Origin of the sequence: Gordonia sp. UCD-TK1 (assembly GCF_001691435.1) — a bacterium.
GTDB lineage: Bacteria > Actinomycetota > Actinomycetes > Mycobacteriales > Mycobacteriaceae > Gordonia > Gordonia hongkongensis.
Genome location: NZ_LZMP01000057.1, coordinates 1 through 19,170, shown reverse-complemented (window position 1 = coordinate 19,170; position 19,170 = coordinate 1). Strand labels below are relative to the sequence as shown.

The 19,170-nt window shown below is 69.8% G+C and carries 18 protein-coding genes; 7 read left to right on the top strand and 11 right to left on the bottom strand.

Translation table 11 applies throughout. The features are described from left to right. Window positions 1-12: 12 nt before the first annotated feature. The 5 genes from A9310_RS21400 to A9310_RS21380 form a co-directional block, all read right to left on the bottom strand. Window positions 13-879: a hypothetical protein gene (locus A9310_RS21400; protein WP_065632293.1), complete on the bottom strand. Its 867-nt coding sequence runs from the start codon at window positions 877-879 to the stop codon at window positions 13-15. Window positions 880-881: 2 nt separating this feature from the next. Continuing rightward, window positions 882-1,868 (bottom strand): 16S rRNA (cytosine(1402)-N(4))-methyltransferase RsmH, encoded by a 987-nt coding sequence (gene rsmH / locus A9310_RS21395; protein WP_065632292.1) that lies wholly within the window; start codon window positions 1,866-1,868, stop codon window positions 882-884. 274 nt (window positions 1,869-2,142) lie between these two features. Beyond that, window positions 2,143-2,583, bottom strand: a complete 441-nt coding sequence (mraZ, locus tag A9310_RS21390) for a division/cell wall cluster transcriptional repressor MraZ (protein ID WP_058251706.1) — start codon at window positions 2,581-2,583, stop codon at window positions 2,143-2,145. Window positions 2,584-3,120: 537 nt separating this feature from the next. Continuing rightward, a complete protein-coding gene (locus A9310_RS21385; protein WP_065632291.1) occupies window positions 3,121-3,522 on the bottom strand; it encodes a DUF3040 domain-containing protein in 402 nt (133 codons plus the stop codon). Window positions 3,523-3,688: 166 nt separating this feature from the next. Further along, on the bottom strand, window positions 3,689-4,162 hold the full coding sequence (locus A9310_RS21380) for an SAV_6107 family HEPN domain-containing protein (RefSeq protein ID WP_058251704.1): 474 nt from the start codon (window positions 4,160-4,162) through the stop codon (window positions 3,689-3,691). A gap of 365 nt (window positions 4,163-4,527) precedes the next feature. On the opposite strand from A9310_RS21380, the gene A9310_RS21375 reads away from it, so the two are divergent. The 3 genes from A9310_RS21375 (at window position 4,528) to A9310_RS21365 (ending at window position 7,855) form a co-directional block, all read left to right on the top strand. Next, complete coding sequence (locus tag A9310_RS21375) at window positions 4,528-5,202, top strand: N-acetyltransferase (RefSeq protein WP_065632290.1); 675 nt, start codon at window positions 4,528-4,530, stop codon at window positions 5,200-5,202. Window positions 5,203-5,204: 2 nt separating this feature from the next. Continuing rightward, on the top strand, window positions 5,205-6,824 hold the full coding sequence (locus A9310_RS21370; protein WP_065632289.1) for an NAD(P)/FAD-dependent oxidoreductase: 1,620 nt from the start codon (window positions 5,205-5,207) through the stop codon (window positions 6,822-6,824). 65 nt (window positions 6,825-6,889) lie between these two features. After that, the gene (locus A9310_RS21365) at window positions 6,890-7,855 is read left to right on the top strand and encodes a DUF3153 domain-containing protein (protein ID WP_065632288.1); all 966 of its coding nucleotides are present in this window, start codon (window positions 6,890-6,892) and stop codon (window positions 7,853-7,855) included. Between the two features lie 51 nt (window positions 7,856-7,906). Here the strand turns inward: A9310_RS21365 and A9310_RS21360 are convergent, their stop codons facing one another. Beyond that, window positions 7,907-8,884, bottom strand: a complete 978-nt coding sequence (locus A9310_RS21360) for a methylenetetrahydrofolate reductase (RefSeq protein WP_065632287.1) — start codon at window positions 8,882-8,884, stop codon at window positions 7,907-7,909. Window positions 8,885-8,895: 11 nt separating this feature from the next. Between A9310_RS21360 and A9310_RS21355 the strand changes: the two genes are divergently transcribed. Beyond that, window positions 8,896-10,131 carry a polyprenyl synthetase family protein gene (locus tag A9310_RS21355; protein ID WP_065632286.1) on the top strand — a complete coding sequence of 412 codons (1,236 nt, stop codon included), beginning with the start codon at window positions 8,896-8,898 and terminating at the stop codon, window positions 10,129-10,131. A gap of 8 nt (window positions 10,132-10,139) precedes the next feature. Next, on the top strand, window positions 10,140-11,771 hold the full coding sequence (locus A9310_RS21350; protein ID WP_226514257.1) for an alpha-(1->6)-mannopyranosyltransferase A: 1,632 nt from the start codon (window positions 10,140-10,142) through the stop codon (window positions 11,769-11,771). Here A9310_RS21350 and A9310_RS21345 read toward each other — a convergent pair. Further along, window positions 11,740-12,105, bottom strand: coding sequence for an Rv2175c family DNA-binding protein (locus A9310_RS21345; RefSeq protein ID WP_058251861.1), 366 nt, complete (start codon window positions 12,103-12,105; stop codon window positions 11,740-11,742). The genes A9310_RS21350 and A9310_RS21345 overlap by 32 nt on opposite strands. A gap of 152 nt (window positions 12,106-12,257) precedes the next feature. Between A9310_RS21345 and A9310_RS21340 the strand changes: the two genes are divergently transcribed. Further along, the gene (locus tag A9310_RS21340; protein ID WP_065632284.1) at window positions 12,258-13,454 is read left to right on the top strand and encodes a protein kinase; all 1,197 of its coding nucleotides are present in this window, start codon (window positions 12,258-12,260) and stop codon (window positions 13,452-13,454) included. Between the two features lie 12 nt (window positions 13,455-13,466). On the opposite strand, the gene A9310_RS21335 is transcribed toward A9310_RS21340, so the two are convergent. Continuing rightward, the gene (locus A9310_RS21335; protein ID WP_065632283.1) at window positions 13,467-14,858 is read right to left on the bottom strand and encodes a class II 3-deoxy-7-phosphoheptulonate synthase; all 1,392 of its coding nucleotides are present in this window, start codon (window positions 14,856-14,858) and stop codon (window positions 13,467-13,469) included. A gap of 43 nt (window positions 14,859-14,901) precedes the next feature. Beyond that, window positions 14,902-15,384 carry a polyadenylate-specific 3'-exoribonuclease AS gene (locus tag A9310_RS21330; protein WP_058251695.1) on the bottom strand — a complete coding sequence of 161 codons (483 nt, stop codon included), beginning with the start codon at window positions 15,382-15,384 and terminating at the stop codon, window positions 14,902-14,904. 103 nt (window positions 15,385-15,487) lie between these two features. Between A9310_RS21330 and A9310_RS21325 the strand changes: the two genes are divergently transcribed. Continuing rightward, window positions 15,488-17,059 carry a mannosyltransferase gene (locus A9310_RS21325; RefSeq protein WP_065632282.1) on the top strand — a complete coding sequence of 524 codons (1,572 nt, stop codon included), beginning with the start codon at window positions 15,488-15,490 and terminating at the stop codon, window positions 17,057-17,059. Between the two features lie 232 nt (window positions 17,060-17,291). Here the strand turns inward: A9310_RS21325 and A9310_RS21320 are convergent, their stop codons facing one another. Together A9310_RS21320 and A9310_RS21315 are read right to left on the bottom strand one after the other, a co-directional pair. Continuing rightward, window positions 17,292-18,002, bottom strand: coding sequence for a 1-acyl-sn-glycerol-3-phosphate acyltransferase (locus tag A9310_RS21320; protein ID WP_058253139.1), 711 nt, complete (start codon window positions 18,000-18,002; stop codon window positions 17,292-17,294). A 154-nt stretch (window positions 18,003-18,156) separates the two neighbouring features. After that, entirely contained in the window at window positions 18,157-19,155 is a 999-nt protein-coding gene (locus tag A9310_RS21315) for an ROK family protein (protein WP_065632397.1), read from the bottom strand. Between the last annotated feature and the right edge of the window lie 15 nt (window positions 19,156-19,170).

The following is a 19,170-nucleotide window of genomic DNA, read 5'->3' as shown; positions in this document are numbered from 1 at the left end:
ATCGGGGCGAACTCACGGGGTGGGCACCACATTCGGCGCCGGAGTCGGGGCCGACGGCGCGGCCGGGGGCACGGCACCGGCCCCGGAGGGAGCCGGACTCGCACCGGACGGGAGCGGATTCGCGCCCGGCGGTGCGGTCTGCGACGGAGACGGTCCGGCGGCCGCCGGTTCGCCGGATGCCGGTTGCGACGATGTGGGTTGCGACGGTGCGGATTGCGGTGTGGACGTCCCACCCGCCTCGGGTCCCGCGGAACCCGGTCCGCCGCCCAGCCCGATCGAGTCGTCGACCTGGCTCGGGTCGATCGATTCCGCGGGATCCGGTGCGGTATCGGGATTCAGGCTCCCCATCGGACGCCCGGACGCGGGCTCCGGCTTGCCCACCACGCTCGGGCGTCGCGGGTCGTCGACGATCATCCGAGCGGGGTTGTCGGCGGGGATCATGCCGAGACGTGCTGCCTTGTCGGACAATTCAGGCGCCGAGTTGCCCGATTCGTACGTGCGCTTGAGCGCGTCGCGCTGATCGATGAGGGACTGGTTCTGCGTCCGCTCGATTCCCAGCTTGTAGGAGTCCTGCGCCGCCTTGGTCGACAACCACAGGCTGAGACCGAGTCCGAGGACGAGCAGCGCGATCACCGGCACGACAAACGGGGTGTGCTGCAGTCGCTCTCGCAGGGACACCCCGGTCATGGACAGTCCGCCGCCGGTACGACGCGGCGGCGTGGCACGACCCGCCGCGGAGCGTCGGTGTCGACGGTCGAGCGCCCGCTGGGCGGCCCGCGATCGTGTCGCACGTTCGGACTCGATGCGGGTTCGGCGTGACCGTCGCGAATCGCGCTCGTCGCCGGCGGACCGCGACGGGGCCTCGTGCAGGATGGTCATGCTCAGCCCTTCTTCTCGACTCGTTCGATCGCGCGGACACGTACCGGCGCCGAGCGCGGGTTGGTGGCCAGTTCGTTCTCGTCCGGACGTTCGGCGCCCCGCGTGACGAGACGGAATTCCGGTGCCGTGCCGGGCAACTCGACCGGGAGCCCGGGAGGTGAGGTGGACGATGTGCGCGTCGCGAACTCGCGCTTGACGATCCGATCCTCGAGAGACTGGTAACTCATCACGGCGATCCGTCCGCCCACGGCGAGCGCTTCCAGCGCGGCCGGCAGAGCCTCTCGCAGGACATCCAATTCGTGGTTGACCTCGATGCGCAGCGCCTGGAAGGTCCGCTTCGCCGGGTGCCCGCCGGTCCGCCTGGTGGCGGCCGGGATGGCGTCGTAGAGCAGTTCGACGAGACGCGCGCTGGTCGAGAAGGGCTCCTTGTCCCGCTCCCGCAGGACCGCCGAGGCGATCCGGCCGGCGAAGCGCTCCTCCCCGTAATCGGAGAGTACGCGGGCCAATTCGCCGTGCGAGTACGTGTTGAGCACGTCGGCGGCGGTGAGCGGGTCGTCGGCGTTCATGCGCATGTCGAGCGGCGCATCCACCGCATAGGCGAAACCGCGTCCGGCCTGGTCCAGCTGCATCGACGACACCCCGAGATCGAACAGTGCGGCATCGATGACCGACTCCCCCGCTGCGTCCATCACGTCGCGGATCTCGTGAAAGGTGGCCTGGTGCAGCGAGATCCGGTCGGAGTACGACGTCAGGCGCTCGCGGGCGATCTCGAGTGCCGAGGCGTCCCGATCGATGCCGACCACGCGGACGTTCGGGAACGACTCGAGAACCAGTTGACTGTGCCCGCCCGCGCCGAGCGTGGCATCGAGGAAGACGCGCGGATCGTCGGAATCCAGTGCGGGGGTCAGCAGTTCGACGATGCGCGCACCCATGACGGGGATGTGGCCGAACTCGCCGGACCGACGCGGTTCGTCCTCGGCATCGACCATGATGAAGACCCCCCATCGGCATGTATGCGGTATCGGCGGTGGGCGGATGCCTCGGGTCGGCGAGAGCAGGCGGTCGGATGGAGCGGGGTCCCGACCCGATCACGCACCTGGCGTTGGGGAAGTACGCCAGGGTCGCCACCGGGCCGGGGCCTCGTGCCACCCGAAGCCGCTGGGCACCGAACTCGCCCATCGGTTGCTGTCTCTTCGGTCGGTCTCTGGTCGGTTGCTGTCGTTGGTGTTGCTGTCTCGGCGGTGTGGCGGGCCGGTCCTCCGGCTACAGCACCGCGTTCAGCGCGGCGGAGTTCGCGGCCGAGAAGTTCTCCTCGTGCCGCGTCTGGTACTCGTTCCATGCGGCCGAGTCCCAGATCTCGAGGTGATCGAAGCTGCCGAACACCACGCACTCCTTGGACAACCCCGCGTACACGCGATGGTCACCGGACAGGCTGATCCTGCCCTGACCGTCCGGTCGCTGCTCTTCCGAACCGGCGAAGAACGTTCGCTGGAACGCGCGCAGATCAGGGTCGTTCCGAGACGCCTCGACGATCCGAGCGGCTATCGCGTCGAACTCTTCGGTCCGGTACACCGACAAGCTGTGATCTTGGCCTTTGGTGACCACTACCCCTCCTGCCAGTGCATCGCGGAACTTGGCGGGCAACGTGAGCCGCCCTTTGTCGTCCAATTTGGGCGTGTAGGTACCGACGAATCGCACGGACACGTCGACACCTCCTGCCCACCGGGTTCCGCGTCGTATCTCGCCTCACCCAGTGATGCCACAGTACCCCACTTTCCACCACTTTCCACCCCCACCGCCCCCGCATTCACCCACTGAAAGCAAATTCCCAGTTCAGGGAGCTCAAGATGACGATGAACGCGCGTGTCGCCGGCGCGTCATGGGCGGAAAGAAGGGCAACCAGCGTGTGACCAGAGATACCGATGAGGTCCGAGAGGCGGGAAATCCAGGCGTAAATCCTCTAGTGGGGCAAAGTGGGGCGACCCGGTGGGGAGAAGTGGGGATCGCCGGTGGGGAGAAGTGGGGATCGCCGGTGGCGAGAAGTGGGGATCGCCACTATGGAAGCGCGAGGACCGTTGACCGGGCGTTCGATCCCGTCGACCATGCGCCCGGATCCGTTCAGCGTGCTCTGGATCGAGGACATGAAAGAGCCGCGTGCCCGAAGGCACGCGGCTCAGTCGAATATGCGAAGTTGCGGGAGTCGGTCAGCCGATCGACGAACGCGGAGTCGGGATCAGCGGATCACTCCTGCTCGAACCGACGATTGAATCGCTCCTCCATGCGTTCCGACAGCTTGCGCTTGCCGCCGGACGACCCCGATTGCTTCTTGCCGGACCTGGTCGACGACGAGCCCGCCTCGGCGGTGTTGTTGTCTCCCCAGAGAGCGAAGAGGCCAGCCCCGAACATCACCAGGAAGCCCAGGAGGCTCACGATCGGGAATCCGCCGATGTTGATGTTGACGATGAGTCCGCCGACCAGCATCACCAGGCCGACGACGAAGACCGCTGCCGCCTGCAGGCGACGACGACCGCTCGACTTCCCAAGGCGCCGACGCTTGACACTGGACGCAAACTTGGGGTCTTCCGCGTACAGCGCGCTCTCGATCTGTTCGAGCATGCGTTGCTCGTGCTCCGAAAGTGGCACCGACCCTCCTTCTCACTGATCCGTGACGCCGACGAAGGTCACCCGCGACCGGAAAGGCGTCTGCGCCTATATCGTCCCATGATACGAGGTGAAATCGACCGCGACCACCATTACTCGCTGTTGCCGACGACCGGGCGGTGCCAGAAACCGCAAAGTGTGGCCGGATTCACGCCGTCGCGCCGATCTGCGGCGCTTCGGCACCGAGTTTTCCTTGCTCGTAGGCGATGACCATCGTCTCGACCCGACGCAGGAAGTCGAGGACGAGCAGCCGCATACCGGCGACGCTGTCGGGGTCGATCGTGCGGATGATCCCGGACTCGATCTTCATCCGAACCGGCGACAGCGCGGCGAACCGGGCGGCGATCGGCGCCAGCTCTGGGGCGACCACACCGATGCGGGTCCAGGCGTTCGACGTCCTGCGCCGCACGGTCCCGACCGGTTCGTGCACGGCGAGGGCCGCGCCCGAGGCGCGGAGGGCAACGAGGTACAGCTGACGGAACCGCTCGACGTCGTCGTCGACGCCGTCGGCATTGTCGAAGAGCACGTGTGCACGCTCGAGGAGATCGCGCGCTCGACCGACCATCACCGGGTCGACGGGCGCCGCGTGGGTGAGAGCCGTGGCGCTGCGGTGTCTGGCCATGTCGTCCTCCTCGTGCGTATGGGCTGTGTCCGGCGGCAGACGCTTCCCTCGTCCGCCGCCGGACCGTGTCGTCGGATGAACGCGAACAGCTTGCGGAGGCACATTCATCGAACATCCGTTCGACACGTTCAATATAGCTATCCCGGCGTCGGCGTTCAAGACATCTGTGACCCGAAACCCCCGCCGGGGAGTACAACGCCACCACCTGCGGGCCGATTCCTGCCGAGTGTGCATCATCGATAGGACAATTCCCGGAAGTGGCCTGCGACGCGATGCCCCCGGCAGAGGGCGGCCCGCCCCAGCGGCAGCCGACCTCGTCTGCAGGTCGACGACGCAGGACGAACGATGCAGAGAACGGAAATCCGTTGACCATCCGCCTGGTGAGCCTGAGTGGCCAGGACGCCCGGGCCTGGCTCGAGCCGGCCCTGGAGATCTACGTGACCGCGATGAAATATCCGCGCGGTACGGAGATCCATCGGGCCGGGCTCTGGCGCGAACACATCGCGCGGCCCGGATGGCGTGCGGTGGGCGCGGTCGAGACGGTGACCCCACACGAGGCGCGGACCATGCCGGCCGCGCGGCGCCGGGTCGGTCCACCGGTCGGCTTCGGACCCGACGACCTGCTCGTCGGCATCGCCTACGGCTACACCGGCGCGACCGGTCAATGGTGGAACCAGCAGCTGCGGCTCGGACTCCGCCAGACGGGCCGACCGCCCGAGACGGTCGAGGCGATCGCGCGCGATTACTTCGAGCTCACCGAGCTGCACGTCCACCCGACCGCGCAGGGCCGTGGGATCGGACAGGCGCTCCTCGCCCGGCTGCTGGCCGATCGGCCCGAACGCCATGTGCTGCTGTCGACCCCGGAGATCCCCGCCGAGGACAACCGCGCGTGGTCGTTGTACCGGCGGATGGGTTTCACCGACGTCCTGCGCCACTTCACCTTCACCGGCGATCCGCGTCCGTTCGCGTTCCTCGGCCGTCCGCTCCCCCTGGAACTGCAACCCCCGGCCGCCGCCCGCCGCGCCGGTACCGGGAGCTGACGATGCACGGCACCCGGCGTGACGCCGTCGTTATCGGCGCGGGCCACAACGGCCTGATCGCCGCGGCCTACCTGGCACAGGCCGGACGGGATGTCGAGGTACTCGAGCGGGACGACATCCCCGGCGGCGCGGTCTCCACCGTCGAACGGTTCCCCGGACATCGGGTCGACCGGGGGTCGTCGTCGCATCTGATGATCCGTCACTCCCCCGTCCTCGACGACCTCGACCTCGTTGCGCACGGCCTGCGCTACGTCGACTGCGATCCGTGGGCGTTCGTCCCGGCCACCGCGACCGCCCCGCCGATCGTCTTCCGCACCGACCTCGACGCGACGTGCGCTTCCATCGAGAACGCCTGTGGTGCAGCCGATGCCGCCGCATATCGACGCTTCGTGGAGACGTGGACGCCGCGGGCGCGGGCGGTCATGGATGCGTTCTACCAACCCGCGACGATGGGGAAGTTCGGCCGGGCCTTCGGCGGGCTCGGCGGCACCGCCACCACGGCACGCACGGGGTTGTTCGGCCGGCGCGGCGGCCGGGTGCTGAACCTGACCGCCGAATTGATGGCCTCCGGCGATTCCCTCCTCGACGAGTATTTCGAGTCCGAACAACTCAAGGCGGGACTCGCGTGGTTCGGCGCCCAGTCCGGACCGCCCATGAGCGCACCGGGCACGGCGCCGATGATCGGATTCGCCGCACTCATGCACCGAATCCCGCCCGGACGCGCGATCGGGGGCAGCGGCGCACTCACCGAGGCCCTCGTGCACCGAATCCACCAGGACGGCGGCCGTGTCTCCTGCGGCGACCCCGCGGTCTCCGTCGCCCGCTGCGGCGACCACTGGCGGGTGCTCACCAGCACGGGTCAATCCCGTTGTGCCGCAACAGTCATCCACGCCTGCCACGTGCTCACCACGCTCGACCTCCTCGCCGCCGGCGGTTTCGACGCGGGCGTCATCGACCGGTGGCGACGCACCATCGTCGTGGGCAGCGGGATCGGGATGGCGGTTCGCCTGGGGACGACCGGCCTGCCCGACTACCAGGGGCTGCCCGGCGACCTGCCCGAGCACGGCGTCCATTCGGCTCTCGGACTGCTGGTCACCGACCGCGCCCACCTCACCCGAGCCCATGCCGCGGCGTCGGTGGGCGAGCTCCCGCCGCGCCCGGCCGTGGTCGCGATGAGCTATTCGGCGATCGATCCGACGCTCGCGCCCCCGGGCCGCTCCGTCATCAATCTCTGGGCACAGTGGCATCCGTACCGGCTGGCCGACGGCGACTGGCCGGCCGCGGCGGACCGCGCCGCGAAGGCCGTCGTCGACGAGGTGGACCGCCACGCGCCCGGTTTCGCCGAGTCGGTCGCGCATCGATACATCCAGACGCCGCGAGATCTGGCCGATGAGCTGGGCCTGATCGGCGGCAACATCATGCATGTCGAGATGTCCATCGACCAGATGTTCATGTGGCGTCCCACCCCCGACCTCGCCGGACACCGCGTCCCCGGTGCCGACGGCCTGCTCCTCGCCGGAGCGTCGACTCACCCCGGCGGAGGTGTCACCGGCGCGAGCGGTTACATCGCCGCCCACCTGGCGCTGCGACGCGGGCGTCGGGGTCTCGGCCGTCGGCCCTGACACCGCCGACACCCGACGCGGCGCGGTGTGACGGGTGCCCCGCGGTCCGGCCGGGGTCTGGCACGATGAGCACCGTGCGTTCGTCGAATCCCGTACCGGGTGCGCCCGGGTCCCGCCGAGCCCGGCGCCTGTTGCCGTCCGCGGTGGCCGTCGCTCTCGTCGCCCTCTCCCCGCTGATGGCCGGTTGTCTCGAACGGTCGACGACGGTGGGAGATCGCTACTCGGGGAGCGTCGTCGTGGCGACCACCCCGGACAATCCGCGCGGGACACCGCAGTTCGACCTCCCCGAGTCGATGATGGGGCAGGTCTCGGTGACCGACTACAAACAGGTTCCCGATCGTCCCGACGCGCCGTCGTCTCCGGGCGCCGGACCCGAGAACACGGCCGAATCCCCCTCCCCCTCCGAGCCCGCCGGAAACGACGAGGCCGGCGCGGACGAGAACCCCGACGAGGACGATCCCGCCACGCGCGTCGGAACGCGGGCGTCGTTCAGCGATCTCACCGCGGGACAGTTCGCCCAACTGGGCGACATCGTGGCCGACGCCTACGGCGACACCTCGCTGACGATGGACCTCACCGCCAAGCGCAGCGGGGAGGTGGTGCGGTTCCGCGGCGACGCCGATCTGACCGAGCTGGTCCCGGACCGCGACTACGTGCAACTGACCGTCACCTTCGGCGGTCCGGTGACCGCGACGAACGGCGAGCAGGTCGGCGAGTCCACCGTGACCTGGACCCCCGCTCCGGGTGAACCGTCGGATTTCAGCGCCGATGCCACCTATCCGGACCCGGCGACCGCCGCGGTCAGCAGTTGGTCGTGGTTCGTCGCGTTGCTGTGCGTCGTGGTCGTCCTGGTGATCGTCCGGATCGCCTACTCCAAGCGGTATCGCGGACCGCGGCCCGGACGTCCGGTGGCGGCTAAGACAAACCCTTCGTCGATCTCGGGTGAAGGACTCGCCGCTGCCGCCGATCCCGTGTCGGGTCCGTCATCGGCAACACCGCCCGCGGATCGAAAGCCACCCGCGGGCACATGATGCCGCGCCGGACCGGYGYCGRCRCCGGTCCGGCGGAACAGCTTCGGCCGTTCAGGCCGGGACGTGCAGCGCGGCGTCGACGTCCACGCCGAGTCGGCCCAGGACCTCCGTCGTGGCCTTGGCGAAGTTCAGACTGCAGAAATGCAGACACGGCGCACCCTCGGCGACCAGTCGCTGTGCCATCTCGGTGGCGAAGTCGATGCCGACGGCACGGACCGACGCACGATCCTCCTCGGCGCCGTTGCCCGCGGCCTTGGCGAAGCGTTCCTCGACGTCGGGCGGGATCACCGATCCCGACAGCTCGACCATGCGACGGACGGTGGCCAGCGACGTCACCGGCATGATGCCCGGGATGATCGGCTTGAGTCCCTGCTCGGGGTCGGCGGCCGCGACCCGGTCGCGCAGCCGCAGGTAGTGCTCGACGTCGAAGAACATCTGGGTGATGGAGTATTCGGCCCCGGCCCGCAACTTGCTGACGAGAGTGCGGGTGTCGTGTTCGATGTCGGGCGACCGGTGATGCGTCTCCGGGAACGACGCCACCCCCACGTGGAAGTCGCCGAGGGTGTCGATGAGCCGGACCAGTTGCTCGGCGTACTCGACGCCGTCGGGATGGGCGACCCACTCGCCGAGCGGATCGCCGGGCGGATCGCCGCGGAGCGCGAGGATGTTGGTGATGCCCTGGTCGGCGTAGGCACCGACGAGCGCCCTCAGTTCCGCGACGCTGTGGTTGACGGCGGTCAGGTGGGCCACCGGCAGCAGCGTGGTATGTGCGGCGAGCTCACCGGTGATGCGCACCGTGCGATCGCGCGTCGAACCGCCGGCACCGTAGGTCATCGAGACGAACGCCGGGGACAACCGCTCGAAGATGCGCACCGCCCGCCAGAGCCGGGACTCGGCCTCGGCGTCACGCGGCGGGAAGAACTCGACCGAGAACGGGACCGGGCCGCGGTGCGGGGCGGACAGGCGTTCGACGATCGAGGGTGCGGGAGCGGTTGGGGTCACCCGCACAGTGTACGGAGCAGGTCGCATAGCCTGGCAGGGTGACCTCCACGATCCCCACGCCCACCTCGCTCGATGCGGTTCCGGGCGCCGTCGAGGCCGAATTACGCGCCTTCTTCGACGACGCGGTCCCGGCCGCCGCCGCGATCGCACCGGTGGTCGGTGAGGCGGCCGAACTGATCCGGGAGTTCGTGCTGCGAGGAGGCAAACGCATTCGACCGGTCTTCGCCTTCGCCGGGTGGCGCTGCGGGACGTCGTCGTCGGACCGTGCCGTCGCCGGGGCCGCAGCCGAGGACGACGCCCCCGGCCCGCGGGACGCGCTGCGCGTCTGCGCCGCACTCGAACTCGTGCAGGCCTGCGCCCTGATCCACGACGACATCATCGACCGGTCGGACACCCGGCGCGGGTACCCGACCGTGCACCGGGAGTTCGAGTCACGGCACGCGAGCGCGGAGTGGGCCGGGGACTCCGGCGCCCACGGGGTGGCGGCCGCGATCCTCGCCGGCGACTTCGCGCTCGCCTGGGCGGACGACCTGGTCCACGGTCACCGGCCGGGGGTTTCGACAGGCTCAACCGGCGGGGACCGCTCAACCGGCGGGGACCGCTCAACCGGCGGGGACCGCTCAACCGGCAGGGACCGCTCAACCGGCAGGGACGGCGACCACCCGCTGCCCGCGGAGGTGGGCGCGACGTGGGCGGCGATGCGGACCGAGGTGCTCGGCGGCCAGTTCCTGGACATCGTGAACGAGGCCGGCGGCGACGACTCGACCGAGGCCGCCTACCGGGTGATGGAGTTCAAGACCGCCGCCTACACCGTCGCGCGACCGCTCGAGCTGGGTGCGCGACTCGCCGGTGCGTCCGAGCAGCTGGTACGGACGCTGCGTGCGATCGGGCACGACCTCGGCATCGCCTTCCAGCTCCGCGACGATCTGCTCGGCGTCTTCGGCGATCCCGAACGCACGGGTAAACCGTCCGGGGACGATCTGGTCTCGGACAAGCACACGGCCCTGCGCGCGATCGCGCTGCAACGCGCCGATGCGGCCGACCCGACCCTCGGCGCGCGGTTGCGCTCCTACTTCGGCCGCCGGCTCGACAGCGACGAATTGGGTTCCGCGCGAGACCTGTTGGTCGATCTCGGCGCGGTGGCCGAGGTGGAGAACTCGATCGACGAGCTGTTGGGGTCGGCGTTGACCGCGCTCGACGCCGCCGACATCGGCGACGACATCCGTGCCGAGCTGATCGCGGTCGCCCATCGCGTCGCGCACCGTCAGGCGTGAGCACTTCCGTGACAGGTGCCGCCACGGCCGGTCGGGGCGATCTGATCCTCGGCGCGATCGGGTCCGTGCTGGTCTGTCTCGGCAGCTTCGGGGTCGGCGACCCGCCGCGCAACTCCGCTCTTCTCTCCGATCTGGGTCTGAGCTGGATCACGTACGGGCACGGCAAGAACGTCTTCGGGACGCTGTTCTGGCTGGGCGTGTTCCTCATGGTGTTCGGGTGGGTCCGGCTGGGGCGTCGGATCATCTCCTCCACCACCGACACCGCGCCGACGACGCGGACGCTGAGCCGATGGGTGCTCGTGTGGACCGCTCCCCTGCTCGTCGCGGTGCCGGTGTACTCGCGCGACGTCTACGCCTATCTCGCCCAGGGCGCGGTGTTCGGCGCCGGTTTCGACCCGTATGCCGACGGTCCCGCCCACCTGCCCGGTCCGCTCGTCGACAGCATGGCGCAGGTCTGGGCGACCACGACGGCACCGTACGGCCCCTTCTTCATGGGCATGCTGCGCGTCGTCACCGAGATCACCGGCGACCAGGTCGTCCTCGGCGTGCTGGCCATCCGGCTGGTGCTGCTGCCCGGACTCTTCCTGTCCCTCTGGGCGATACCCCGATTGGCGGAGCGGTTCGGGGCCTCCCCGCAAGCCGGACTGTGGCTGGTGCTGTTCAACCCGCTGGTCCTGATCCATCTCGTGGCGGGACCGCACGTTGAGCTGCTGATGATGGGCGTCCTCGTCACCGGGATCGTCCTGGTGGTCGACGGCCGGCACGTGGTGGGCACAGCCGTCCTGGCGCTCGCGGTGTCGATCAAGATCACCGCCGGCATCGCACTGCCGTTCGTCTTGTGGATCTGGTTGTCGCACATCCGTTCCCGGCGACCGGTGACCGTCCGCGACGTGGTGACGGTGTTCGCATCCATCGTCGGGATCGCGGTCGCGGTGTTCGGCCTGTGGACCCTGGTGATCGGTTTGGGACTCGGCTGGCTCACCGGCCTGGGGTGGGCCGACGTCATCATCAACTGGTTCACGATTCCCACCCTGGCCGCCCATGTCGTGACCCTCGTCGCGGCGCCGTTCGTCGCCCTCAATCTGCAACCGGTGCTGGAGGTCACGCGGGCAATCGGTTCGGTGGTCCTCGCGGTCACGCTGGTCGCGCTCTGGTGGCGCCACCGCCACGACGTGCGGGACGCGGTCGCCGGGATGGCGTGGGCGATGCTGGCCGTACTCCTGCTCGAGCCGTCGACGCTGCCCTGGTACTACACGTGGGTGCTGGTGATCGCGGTGGCCTTCGACCTGCCGATGTGGGTGCGGGCCTCGGTCGTCGGTGCCTCGACGTTCCTGCTCATCGTGTTCCAGCCCGACGACGCGATCGTCTTCTACAAACCTGTCGAGGTGACGCTGGCGGCCGCACTGGCCGGCGTCGCGGCCTGGTCGCTGACCCGTCGGGACCCGTTGCGGCTGGGCCGGTTCGGGAGGTGGGCGTGGGGCGCGACCCCGGCCGGCGAGGGCACTCTCGCGTCGGATGTCCTCGCGGAGACGGGCGTCGAGGAGTCGGGGCGCGCCGAGGCCGAGCACCGGGAGTCCGGACCCCGGGGGTTCGGGGCCGGGGCGTCGCTCAGAAAGCCTGGGCCTGCGCCCGGCGGATGACCTCGCGGGCGAGATCCGTGTGCAGCGCTGCCGCCGGGTGGAGTCCGAGATCTTCCTGCTCGGTGAACAGCCACTCCATCACCTCGTCGCGCGTGTAACCGCCGTCGATCAGGACCGCCACGAGCCCGTAGAAGTGTTTCGCGACGCCGCCCTCGTCCACGAAGAGCGCCGGAATCGCCGGGTATCCGTTGTGGGAGACCGCGAGCAGGTGATGGTCACGGATGAGTGTCCGCACCCGGTTGGTCGACACCCCGAGGCGGTCGGCGACATCGTCGATCGACAGGAACTCGGTGTCGGAAGGCAGAGTGTCAGGCGACAACGGTAGGGAACCCACGTCGAAAGGGTAGCCGGTAGTCGGGAGCGGGAGAAACCGTCGGGTCGCGACGACATGACGAACGAGACCCGCGAACGCCCCGGCGGCGACACCCTCGGTCGGCATCGTGCCGATGCTCTCGACCGGCCCGGGCTGCAGGTAGATTCGGCAGCGTGAACTCCCCCGTCGACACGATGCTCGGGACCGTCCTCGAGGACCGGTACCGGATCGACGCGCCCATCGCGCGCGGCGGCATGTCGGCGGTCTACCTCGCCGTCGACCTGCGGCTGGGACGCGACGTGGCGGTGAAGGTGATGGACTCCCGGTACTCGGGAGACCCACAGTTCTTGCGCCGCTTCGAGTTCGAGGCACGCGCGGTCGCCGGCCTGAAACATCCCGGGCTCGTCGCGGTGTACGACCAGGGCATCGACGACGGCATCGCGTTCCTGGTGATGGAACTGGTCGACGGGGGCAGCCTGCGCGAACTGTTGCGCGAACGCGGCCCGATGCCACCCCATGCCGTCGTCGCGGTGGCCGCGCCGGTACTCGGCGGGCTCGGCACCGCACATGCCGCGGGTCTGGTGCACCGGGACGTGAAACCCGAGAACGTGCTCATCTCCGACGAGGGCGAGGTGAAGGTCGCGGACTTCGGACTGGTGCGAGCCGTGGCCGAGGCCGGGGTGACCTCGGCCAGCGTGATCCTCGGGACCGCTGCCTACCTCTCCCCCGAACAGGTCGAGTCCACCCACGCCGACGCTCGCAGCGATGTCTACTCCATGGGTGTGATGATGTTCGAACTCCTCACGGGCAGAACACCTTTCTCGGGCGACTCACCCCTGGCTCTCGCCTACCAGCGACTCAGCTTCGACGTGCCGGCGCCGGGCGACGTGATCCCGGGGGTGCCGGAGGAGTTCGACGAGATCGTGCTGCGCGCGACCGAACGCAACCCCGCCGATCGATATGCCGACGGCTTCGACATGCAACGGGCCCTGCTCGCCGTCGCCGACGAACTCGGCCTCCCGCCGTTCACGGTGCCCGCGCCGCGCCGGTCGGCCGAGCGTCAGACGGTGTCGCGCTACCGGGGCCCCGATCCCGGCGGCCATGGCACCCGGGTCCAGTCGGTGCCCGGCCCGGCGCGGCCCGCGGACACAGCCACACCCGTGGAGCAACCTGCGGCCGAGCGCGACGACGTCGGCTCCGCGCCGCGTCCGGTGACCCGTCGTACCTCACGGCCGATGGCCGTYGAGCCCGAACTCATCGGCGGCAGCCGGCTCGGCGCGCTGGTCTGGATAGTCGTCGTGCTGGTGCTGGTCGGCGGCCTCGGCGCCCTCGGTTTCTGGGTCGGCAGCACGTTCCTGGCGATCGGCTGACGCCCCGCTCCCTCAGCCGCGCAGCATCTCCGCGACGAGGAACGCCAGCTCGAGCGACTGCTGCGTGTTCAACCGCGGATCGCAGGCGGTCTCGTAGCGTCCCCCGAGGTCGAGATCCGAGATCTCCTGTGCACCACCGAGACATTCGGTGACGTCCTCGCCGGTCAACTCGACGTGGACGCCACCGGGATGGCTGCCCAACGCGCGATGCACCTCGAAGAACCCCTGCACCTCGTCGACGATGCGGTCGAAGTGCCGGGTCTTGAAGCCGGTCGACGCCTCATGGGTGTTGCCGTGCATCGGATCGCACTGCCAGATGACCTTGTGGCCGGTCGCCTCGACGGCGCCGACGATGGCCGGCAGCACGTCGCGGACCTTGCCGTTGCCCATCCGCGCGACGAGCGTGAGTCGCCCCGGCACGTTGTGCGGATCGAGACGCTCGACGTATTCGACGGCCTGCTCGGGCGTCGTCGTGGGCCCGATCTTGACGCCGATCGGATTGCTGATGAGCTCCGCGAACGCGATGTGGGCGCCGTCGAGCTGGCGGGTCCTCTCCCCGATCCACAGGAAGTGCGCGGAGAGGTCGTAGAGGACCTTGCCGGCACCCCCGGGGTCGTCGGCCAGCCGCAGCATGGCGCGTTCGTAGTCGAGGACGAGCGCTTCGTGCGAGGCGAAGATGGAGGCGGAGTTCAGATTCGAATCGGTGACGCCGCAGGCGTCCATGAACCGCAGGCCGCGATCGATCTCGGACGCCAGGGCCTCGTAGCGTGCGCCGGCGGGTGACGTGCGCACGAACTCGCGGTTCCAGTCGTGCACCCGGCTCAGATCCGCCTCGGCCTGGGTGAGGGCGCGGACCAGGTTCATCGCGGCGGCGGCATTCGCGTAGGCGCGCACCAGCCGGGACGGGTCGTGTGCCCGCACCGCCGCGTCGGCCACGAACCCGTTGACCATGTCGCCGCGGTAGGAGGGCAGCCCCAGGGCGTCGGTGTCGGATGATCGCGGCTTGGCGTACTGGCCGGCGATCCGGGCGACCTTGACCACCGGCATGCTGGCGCCGTAGGTGAGCACGACCGCCATCTGCAACAACGTGCGGATATTGCCCTTGATGTGCGGTTCGGTGTTGTCGGCGAACGTCTCCGCGCAGTCACCGCCCTGCAGGAGGAATGCACGCCCCTCGGCGACGTCGGCCAGCTGCGCGGCGAGCGTCTGGACCTCGGCGGGCATACAGATCGGCGGGACCGACTCGAGGACAGTCCGCATCTTGCGCGCCTCGTCGGCCGGCCAGCTCGGCTGCTGTACCGCCGGGCGGCTGATCGCGTCGTCGAAGCGCGTCTGGAGATCCCCCGGAAGCGGCGGGAGCTCGGGAAGGTCGTCGATCGGAACGTCTACGGTCCAGTTCACCACCCGTCCAGGGTAGAGGAGACGTGGCCGTGGATTCGTCCGCGGGTCAGACGCGGGCCTTCTCGATCGCCTCCCACCGGCGCAGGTTGTGCCGGGCGTCGCTCAGCGCGTCGTGCGCGTCCGACGGCGTGGGCGGCAACGCCGGTCGGCCCGCGGCCTCCCAGTGCTGCCGCAGCTCACGGGTGAACCGCGGGATCTCGCGCGGCAGCGCGGTCATGGGACCCCACAACTGGCACAGCACGACATGGTCGTACGCGCCCACCCAGGCCCACAGCTCGATGTCGGAGCCGTCGGCGGTGAGGAACTCGAGGAGATCTTCCCGGATGCGTCGACGGTCCCGCCACGCGGACGACGACGGCGAGGGCAGTTTCGGCAACACGTTGGCCCGCACCCAGTCCCCCGCCCGGCCGGGGTCGAAATCGGTCGACACCGCATAGAACTCGCGGCCGTCCTCACCGACGACCCCGATCGAGACCAGCTCGATGGTGGTGCCGTCCTCGATGAACTCCGAGTCGTAGAAGAAACGCATGGGTCAAGTATTCACACACCCTCCTGCCGACCCGCTCACCGCGCACCGTTTCGCCATACCGCCCTCCGGCTGTCTACCCTGGTATTTCGTGCGCTCCAGGTCCGTGCTGGCGACCGCTCTCCTGGCGGCGTCGATCATCGCGCGGCTCGTCTGGGACACGCTGACCGTGAACGGCAGGAACTTCGTGGACCTGCACGTTTACCGCGACGGTTCGGCGGGTCTCGCCGACGGGTCGCTCTATCTCTTCACCTACGCCGGTGAGACCGACTTCGCCCTGCCCTTCACGTATCCGCCGTTCGCGGCCGTCGTGCTGTACCCGTTGTCTCTCGTGCCATGGGACCTGGTGGCCATCGGCTGGCAGCTCGCGACGTTCGGAGCCCTGTACACCTGCGTCGTCCTCGCCTTACGCCTGTGCGGGTCGACGACCGACGTCTACGCCGTGGCCGCACTCTGGACCGCCCCCGCGATCTGGTGCGAACCGGTCCGGGTCACCCTGGACTACGGCCAGATCAACGTCTTCCTGATGCTGGGCACCCTGCTGGCGGTCACCTGGGCGCGCAGCGACCGCGGGGTGCTCGCCGGCGGCGCACTCATCGGTCTGATGGCCGGGGTCAAGCTCACCCCGGCGATCTCCGGGCTCTGGTATCTCGCCGCCCGCAAACCCCTGGGCGCCCTGGCCGCCGCGGTCGCCTTCGTCTTCACCGTCCTCGGTTGCCTGCTGCTCTTCCCCGACGTCACCCGCACCTACTACGGGACCCTACTCGGCGACGCCGAGCGCATCGGCCCCGTCGAGGCGGTGATCAATCAGAGCCTGCGCGGCACCCTGTCCCGCTTCGTGGGCTTCGACGTGGGGTCGGGCTGGATCTGGATGGTCGGCGTCCTGGTCGCGGTCGTGGTGGCGGTGTTCGCCGGCCGCGCGGTGTCCGACGCGCTCGGCATCCTGCTGGTGGTCCAGCTCTTCGGACTCCTGGTGTCGCCGATCTCGTGGGTCCATCACTGGGTGTGGATCATCCCGCTGGGAATCTGGCTCGTGCACGGCACCGGTTCGCGGCGCCGGGGCGCGCGGGCGGTCCTCGCGATGTGGATCGTGGTCGCGGGCCTCGGGATTCCGTGGTTGCTCCGGGTCACGATCGAGTACGGTCCCCATCCCCCGGCGGCACTCGAGGCGATCTTCGGGGCCGCGTGGCCGGCGGCAACCTTCGTCACCTTCGCCTGGATGATCGCGACGCGCGCCGCGCGCGACGAACCCCGCGACACCCGACCGCGCGACGTCGTCGCCGCGGCGATCGTCGCCGACGGCCGGCTGCTGCTGGCGCAGCGGTCCCGTCCCGCCGAACTCGCCGGTCTGTGGGAACTGCCCGGCGGTCGTGTCGAGTCGGGGGAAACCCATGCGGCGGCGCTGGTTCGGGAGATCCGCGAGGAGCTCGGAGCCGAGGTCGAAGCCGGCGAGGGCGTCGGCTCCCCGGTCGCGCTGCCCGGTGGCCTGACCCTGCACGCCTACGTTGCGCGGTTGCGTTCGGGGACTCCGACCGCGCTCGAGCACCTCGCCGTGCGCTGGTTCTCCGCCGACGAGCTACGACACCTCGACGCAGCCGAGATCGTCCCGGCAGATCGCGACTGGATTCCGGAGCTGTGCGCCGTCCTGGACGGCACCCGGGTCGGCGACGCCGGCTGACCGACTGCGGCGGGTGCTCCCCGAGGAGTGCCCGGAGGGCGCAACCAACCACCGCTCCCTGGGAGCGCCCGGAGCTTGCGGAGGGCGCAACCAACCACCGCTCCCTGAGGAGCGCCCGGAGCTTGCGGAGGGCGCGTCACGAAGGGTCCTGGTGAGATGCGTCGCCAACCCTTCGTGGCTCGTCGCTAGCGCTCCTCGCACCTCAGGGAGCAGAGGGAGGTCAGAGACTTCCTCAAGCGGCGGCGTCGGCCGCCGGGGGCTCGACCGGCGGGGCCTGGTTCTTCAGGCTCGCGGCGTAGACGTCGACGTACTGCTGACCCGAGAGCTGCATCAGCTCGTACATGATCTCGTCGGTGACCGCGCGTTCGATGTAGCGGTTGCCCTCCATGCCCTCGTAGCGCGAGAAGTCCAGAGGCTTGCCGATACGCACCGACACCCGGGTGGGTCGCGGCAGGATGCTGCCCGGCGGGTTGAACTTGTGGGTGTCGATCATCGCGACGGGGATCACCGGCACCCCGGTGTCCATGGCCAGCCGGGCGAGACCGGTCTTTCCCTTGTAGAGGCGTCCGTCGGGCGATCGGGTGCCCTCGGGGTACATCCCCATCAGCTTGCCCTTGTCGAGCTGGCGGCGTGCCGCGGTGAGCGCACCCTCGGCGGCCTCGGCCCCCGACCGATCGATGGGGATCTGACCGACCGCGGTGAAGAACCAGCGCTGGAAGCCACCCTTGAGCCCCGTACCGGTGAAGTACTCGCTCTTGGCGAGGAAGTAGATGCGGCGATCCACCATCAGCGGCAGGAAGAAGCTGTCCATCACCGCGAGGTGATTGCTCGCCAGGATCGCCGGGCCGTCGGTCGGGATGTTCTCGTGTCCTTCGATCGTCGGCCGGCCGAGGACCCGCAGGATCGGACCGAGAAAGATGTACTTGAACGCCCAGTACCACATGAGAATCTCCTCGCCGCGCACACCGACCCGATGACCACCGCCGGACAACCGCGCCGCGGAGACCGCGGAACCGAGGAGTGTCCCGACGCCAAGACCTTACCCGCGTCGCACTCTACCGTCCGGCCGGGACCGCTCGGGGTCTCGCCGGGAGCACTCAGAGCCCGGAGACCGGCCGTGTCTCGGGGTGCGGGTCGGCCAGAGGGCGTGCGGCCGTCCGGATCGCCTGTCGCGCAACCTCGGCCGCGCCCACGACGCCGGCGGTCTCGCCGAGCTGGGTACCGCGGATACGCGCGAGCTGACGGTGTCCGGCACCGGTGACCTGGCGGGCGTAGTGCTCCCGGGCCTCGTCGAGGAACAGCCCCGACGCCGCGCCGACGCCGCCGGCCAGGACGATGAGGTCGGGGTCGAAGATGTCGGCGATCATCGCGAGCCCCTGGCCGAGCGACGTCGCGAACCGCGCGAACGCGGCCAGCGCGACGGCGTCCCCGTCGGCGGCCGCGCGGGCGACCCGACGGCCGGTCAGCGACCCGGGGTCCGCGGCGACATCGGCGGCGAGTTGGCTGCGCCCCCAGTCGCCGTCGGCGAGCAACTCGACCACGGTGTCCACGAGTGCGGTGCCGCTGCAGTACCGCTCCCAGCAGCCGCGTTTGCCACAGGCACAGGCGCGCCCGTCGGGGACGATCGTCAGATGTCCGAGTTCCGGCGCGACGCCGTAACTTCCGCGATAGATCTCCCCGTCGATCACGAACCCGGCGCCGATCCCGGTCCCGATCGCGAGGACGACGGTGTTGTGTCCACGGGCCGCCGCGCCGAACCGCCATTCGGCCACCGCGGCGGCGTTGGCGTCGTGTTCGGCGAAGACCGGGATCCCGACGCGGCGGGTCATCTCCTCGGCGACCGGCGCCTCGCGCCAGGGCAGATGCGGCGCGAACCGGACGATGCTGCGGTCGGTGGTCAGGAAGCCGGCGATCGCGAGCCCGACGGCCTTCGCGTCCCAGCGCGAGGTCAGTTCGCCGACCAACCGGTCCAGGCAGTGCTCGAGCGCGGCCGCGGTCGGCGGGGTCTGCGCGCGGAGGGTGTCGAGCATCGTCCCCCGGTCGTCGACCACCGAGGCGCGCACGCTGGTGCCGCCGATGTCGATACCGATCGTCAGGTCGTCGTCAGGTCG

Excerpts from the sequence above, each read along its gene's own strand:
- A9310_RS21380 (WP_058251704.1), bottom strand. The coding sequence starts at position 4,162 with ATGGCCAGACACCGCAGCGCCACGGCTCTCACCCACGCGGCGCCCGTC.
- A9310_RS21320 (WP_058253139.1), bottom strand. The coding sequence starts at position 18,002 with ATGTGGTACTGGGCGTTCAAGTACATCTTTCTCGGTCCGATCCTGCGG.
- rsmH (WP_065632292.1), bottom strand. The coding sequence starts at position 1,868 with ATGGTCGATGCCGAGGACGAACCGCGTCGGTCCGGCGAGTTCGGCCAC.
- A9310_RS21330 (WP_058251695.1), bottom strand. The coding sequence starts at position 15,384 with ATGCGTTTCTTCTACGACTCGGAGTTCATCGAGGACGGCACCACCATC.
- A9310_RS21360 (WP_065632287.1), bottom strand. The coding sequence starts at position 8,884 with ATGCGACCTGCTCCGTACACTGTGCGGGTGACCCCAACCGCTCCCGCA.
- A9310_RS21400 (WP_065632293.1), bottom strand. The coding sequence starts at position 879 with ATGACCATCCTGCACGAGGCCCCGTCGCGGTCCGCCGGCGACGAGCGC.
- A9310_RS21370 (WP_065632289.1), top strand. The coding sequence starts at position 5,205 with ATGCACGGCACCCGGCGTGACGCCGTCGTTATCGGCGCGGGCCACAAC.
- A9310_RS21365 (WP_065632288.1), top strand. The coding sequence starts at position 6,890 with ATGAGCACCGTGCGTTCGTCGAATCCCGTACCGGGTGCGCCCGGGTCC.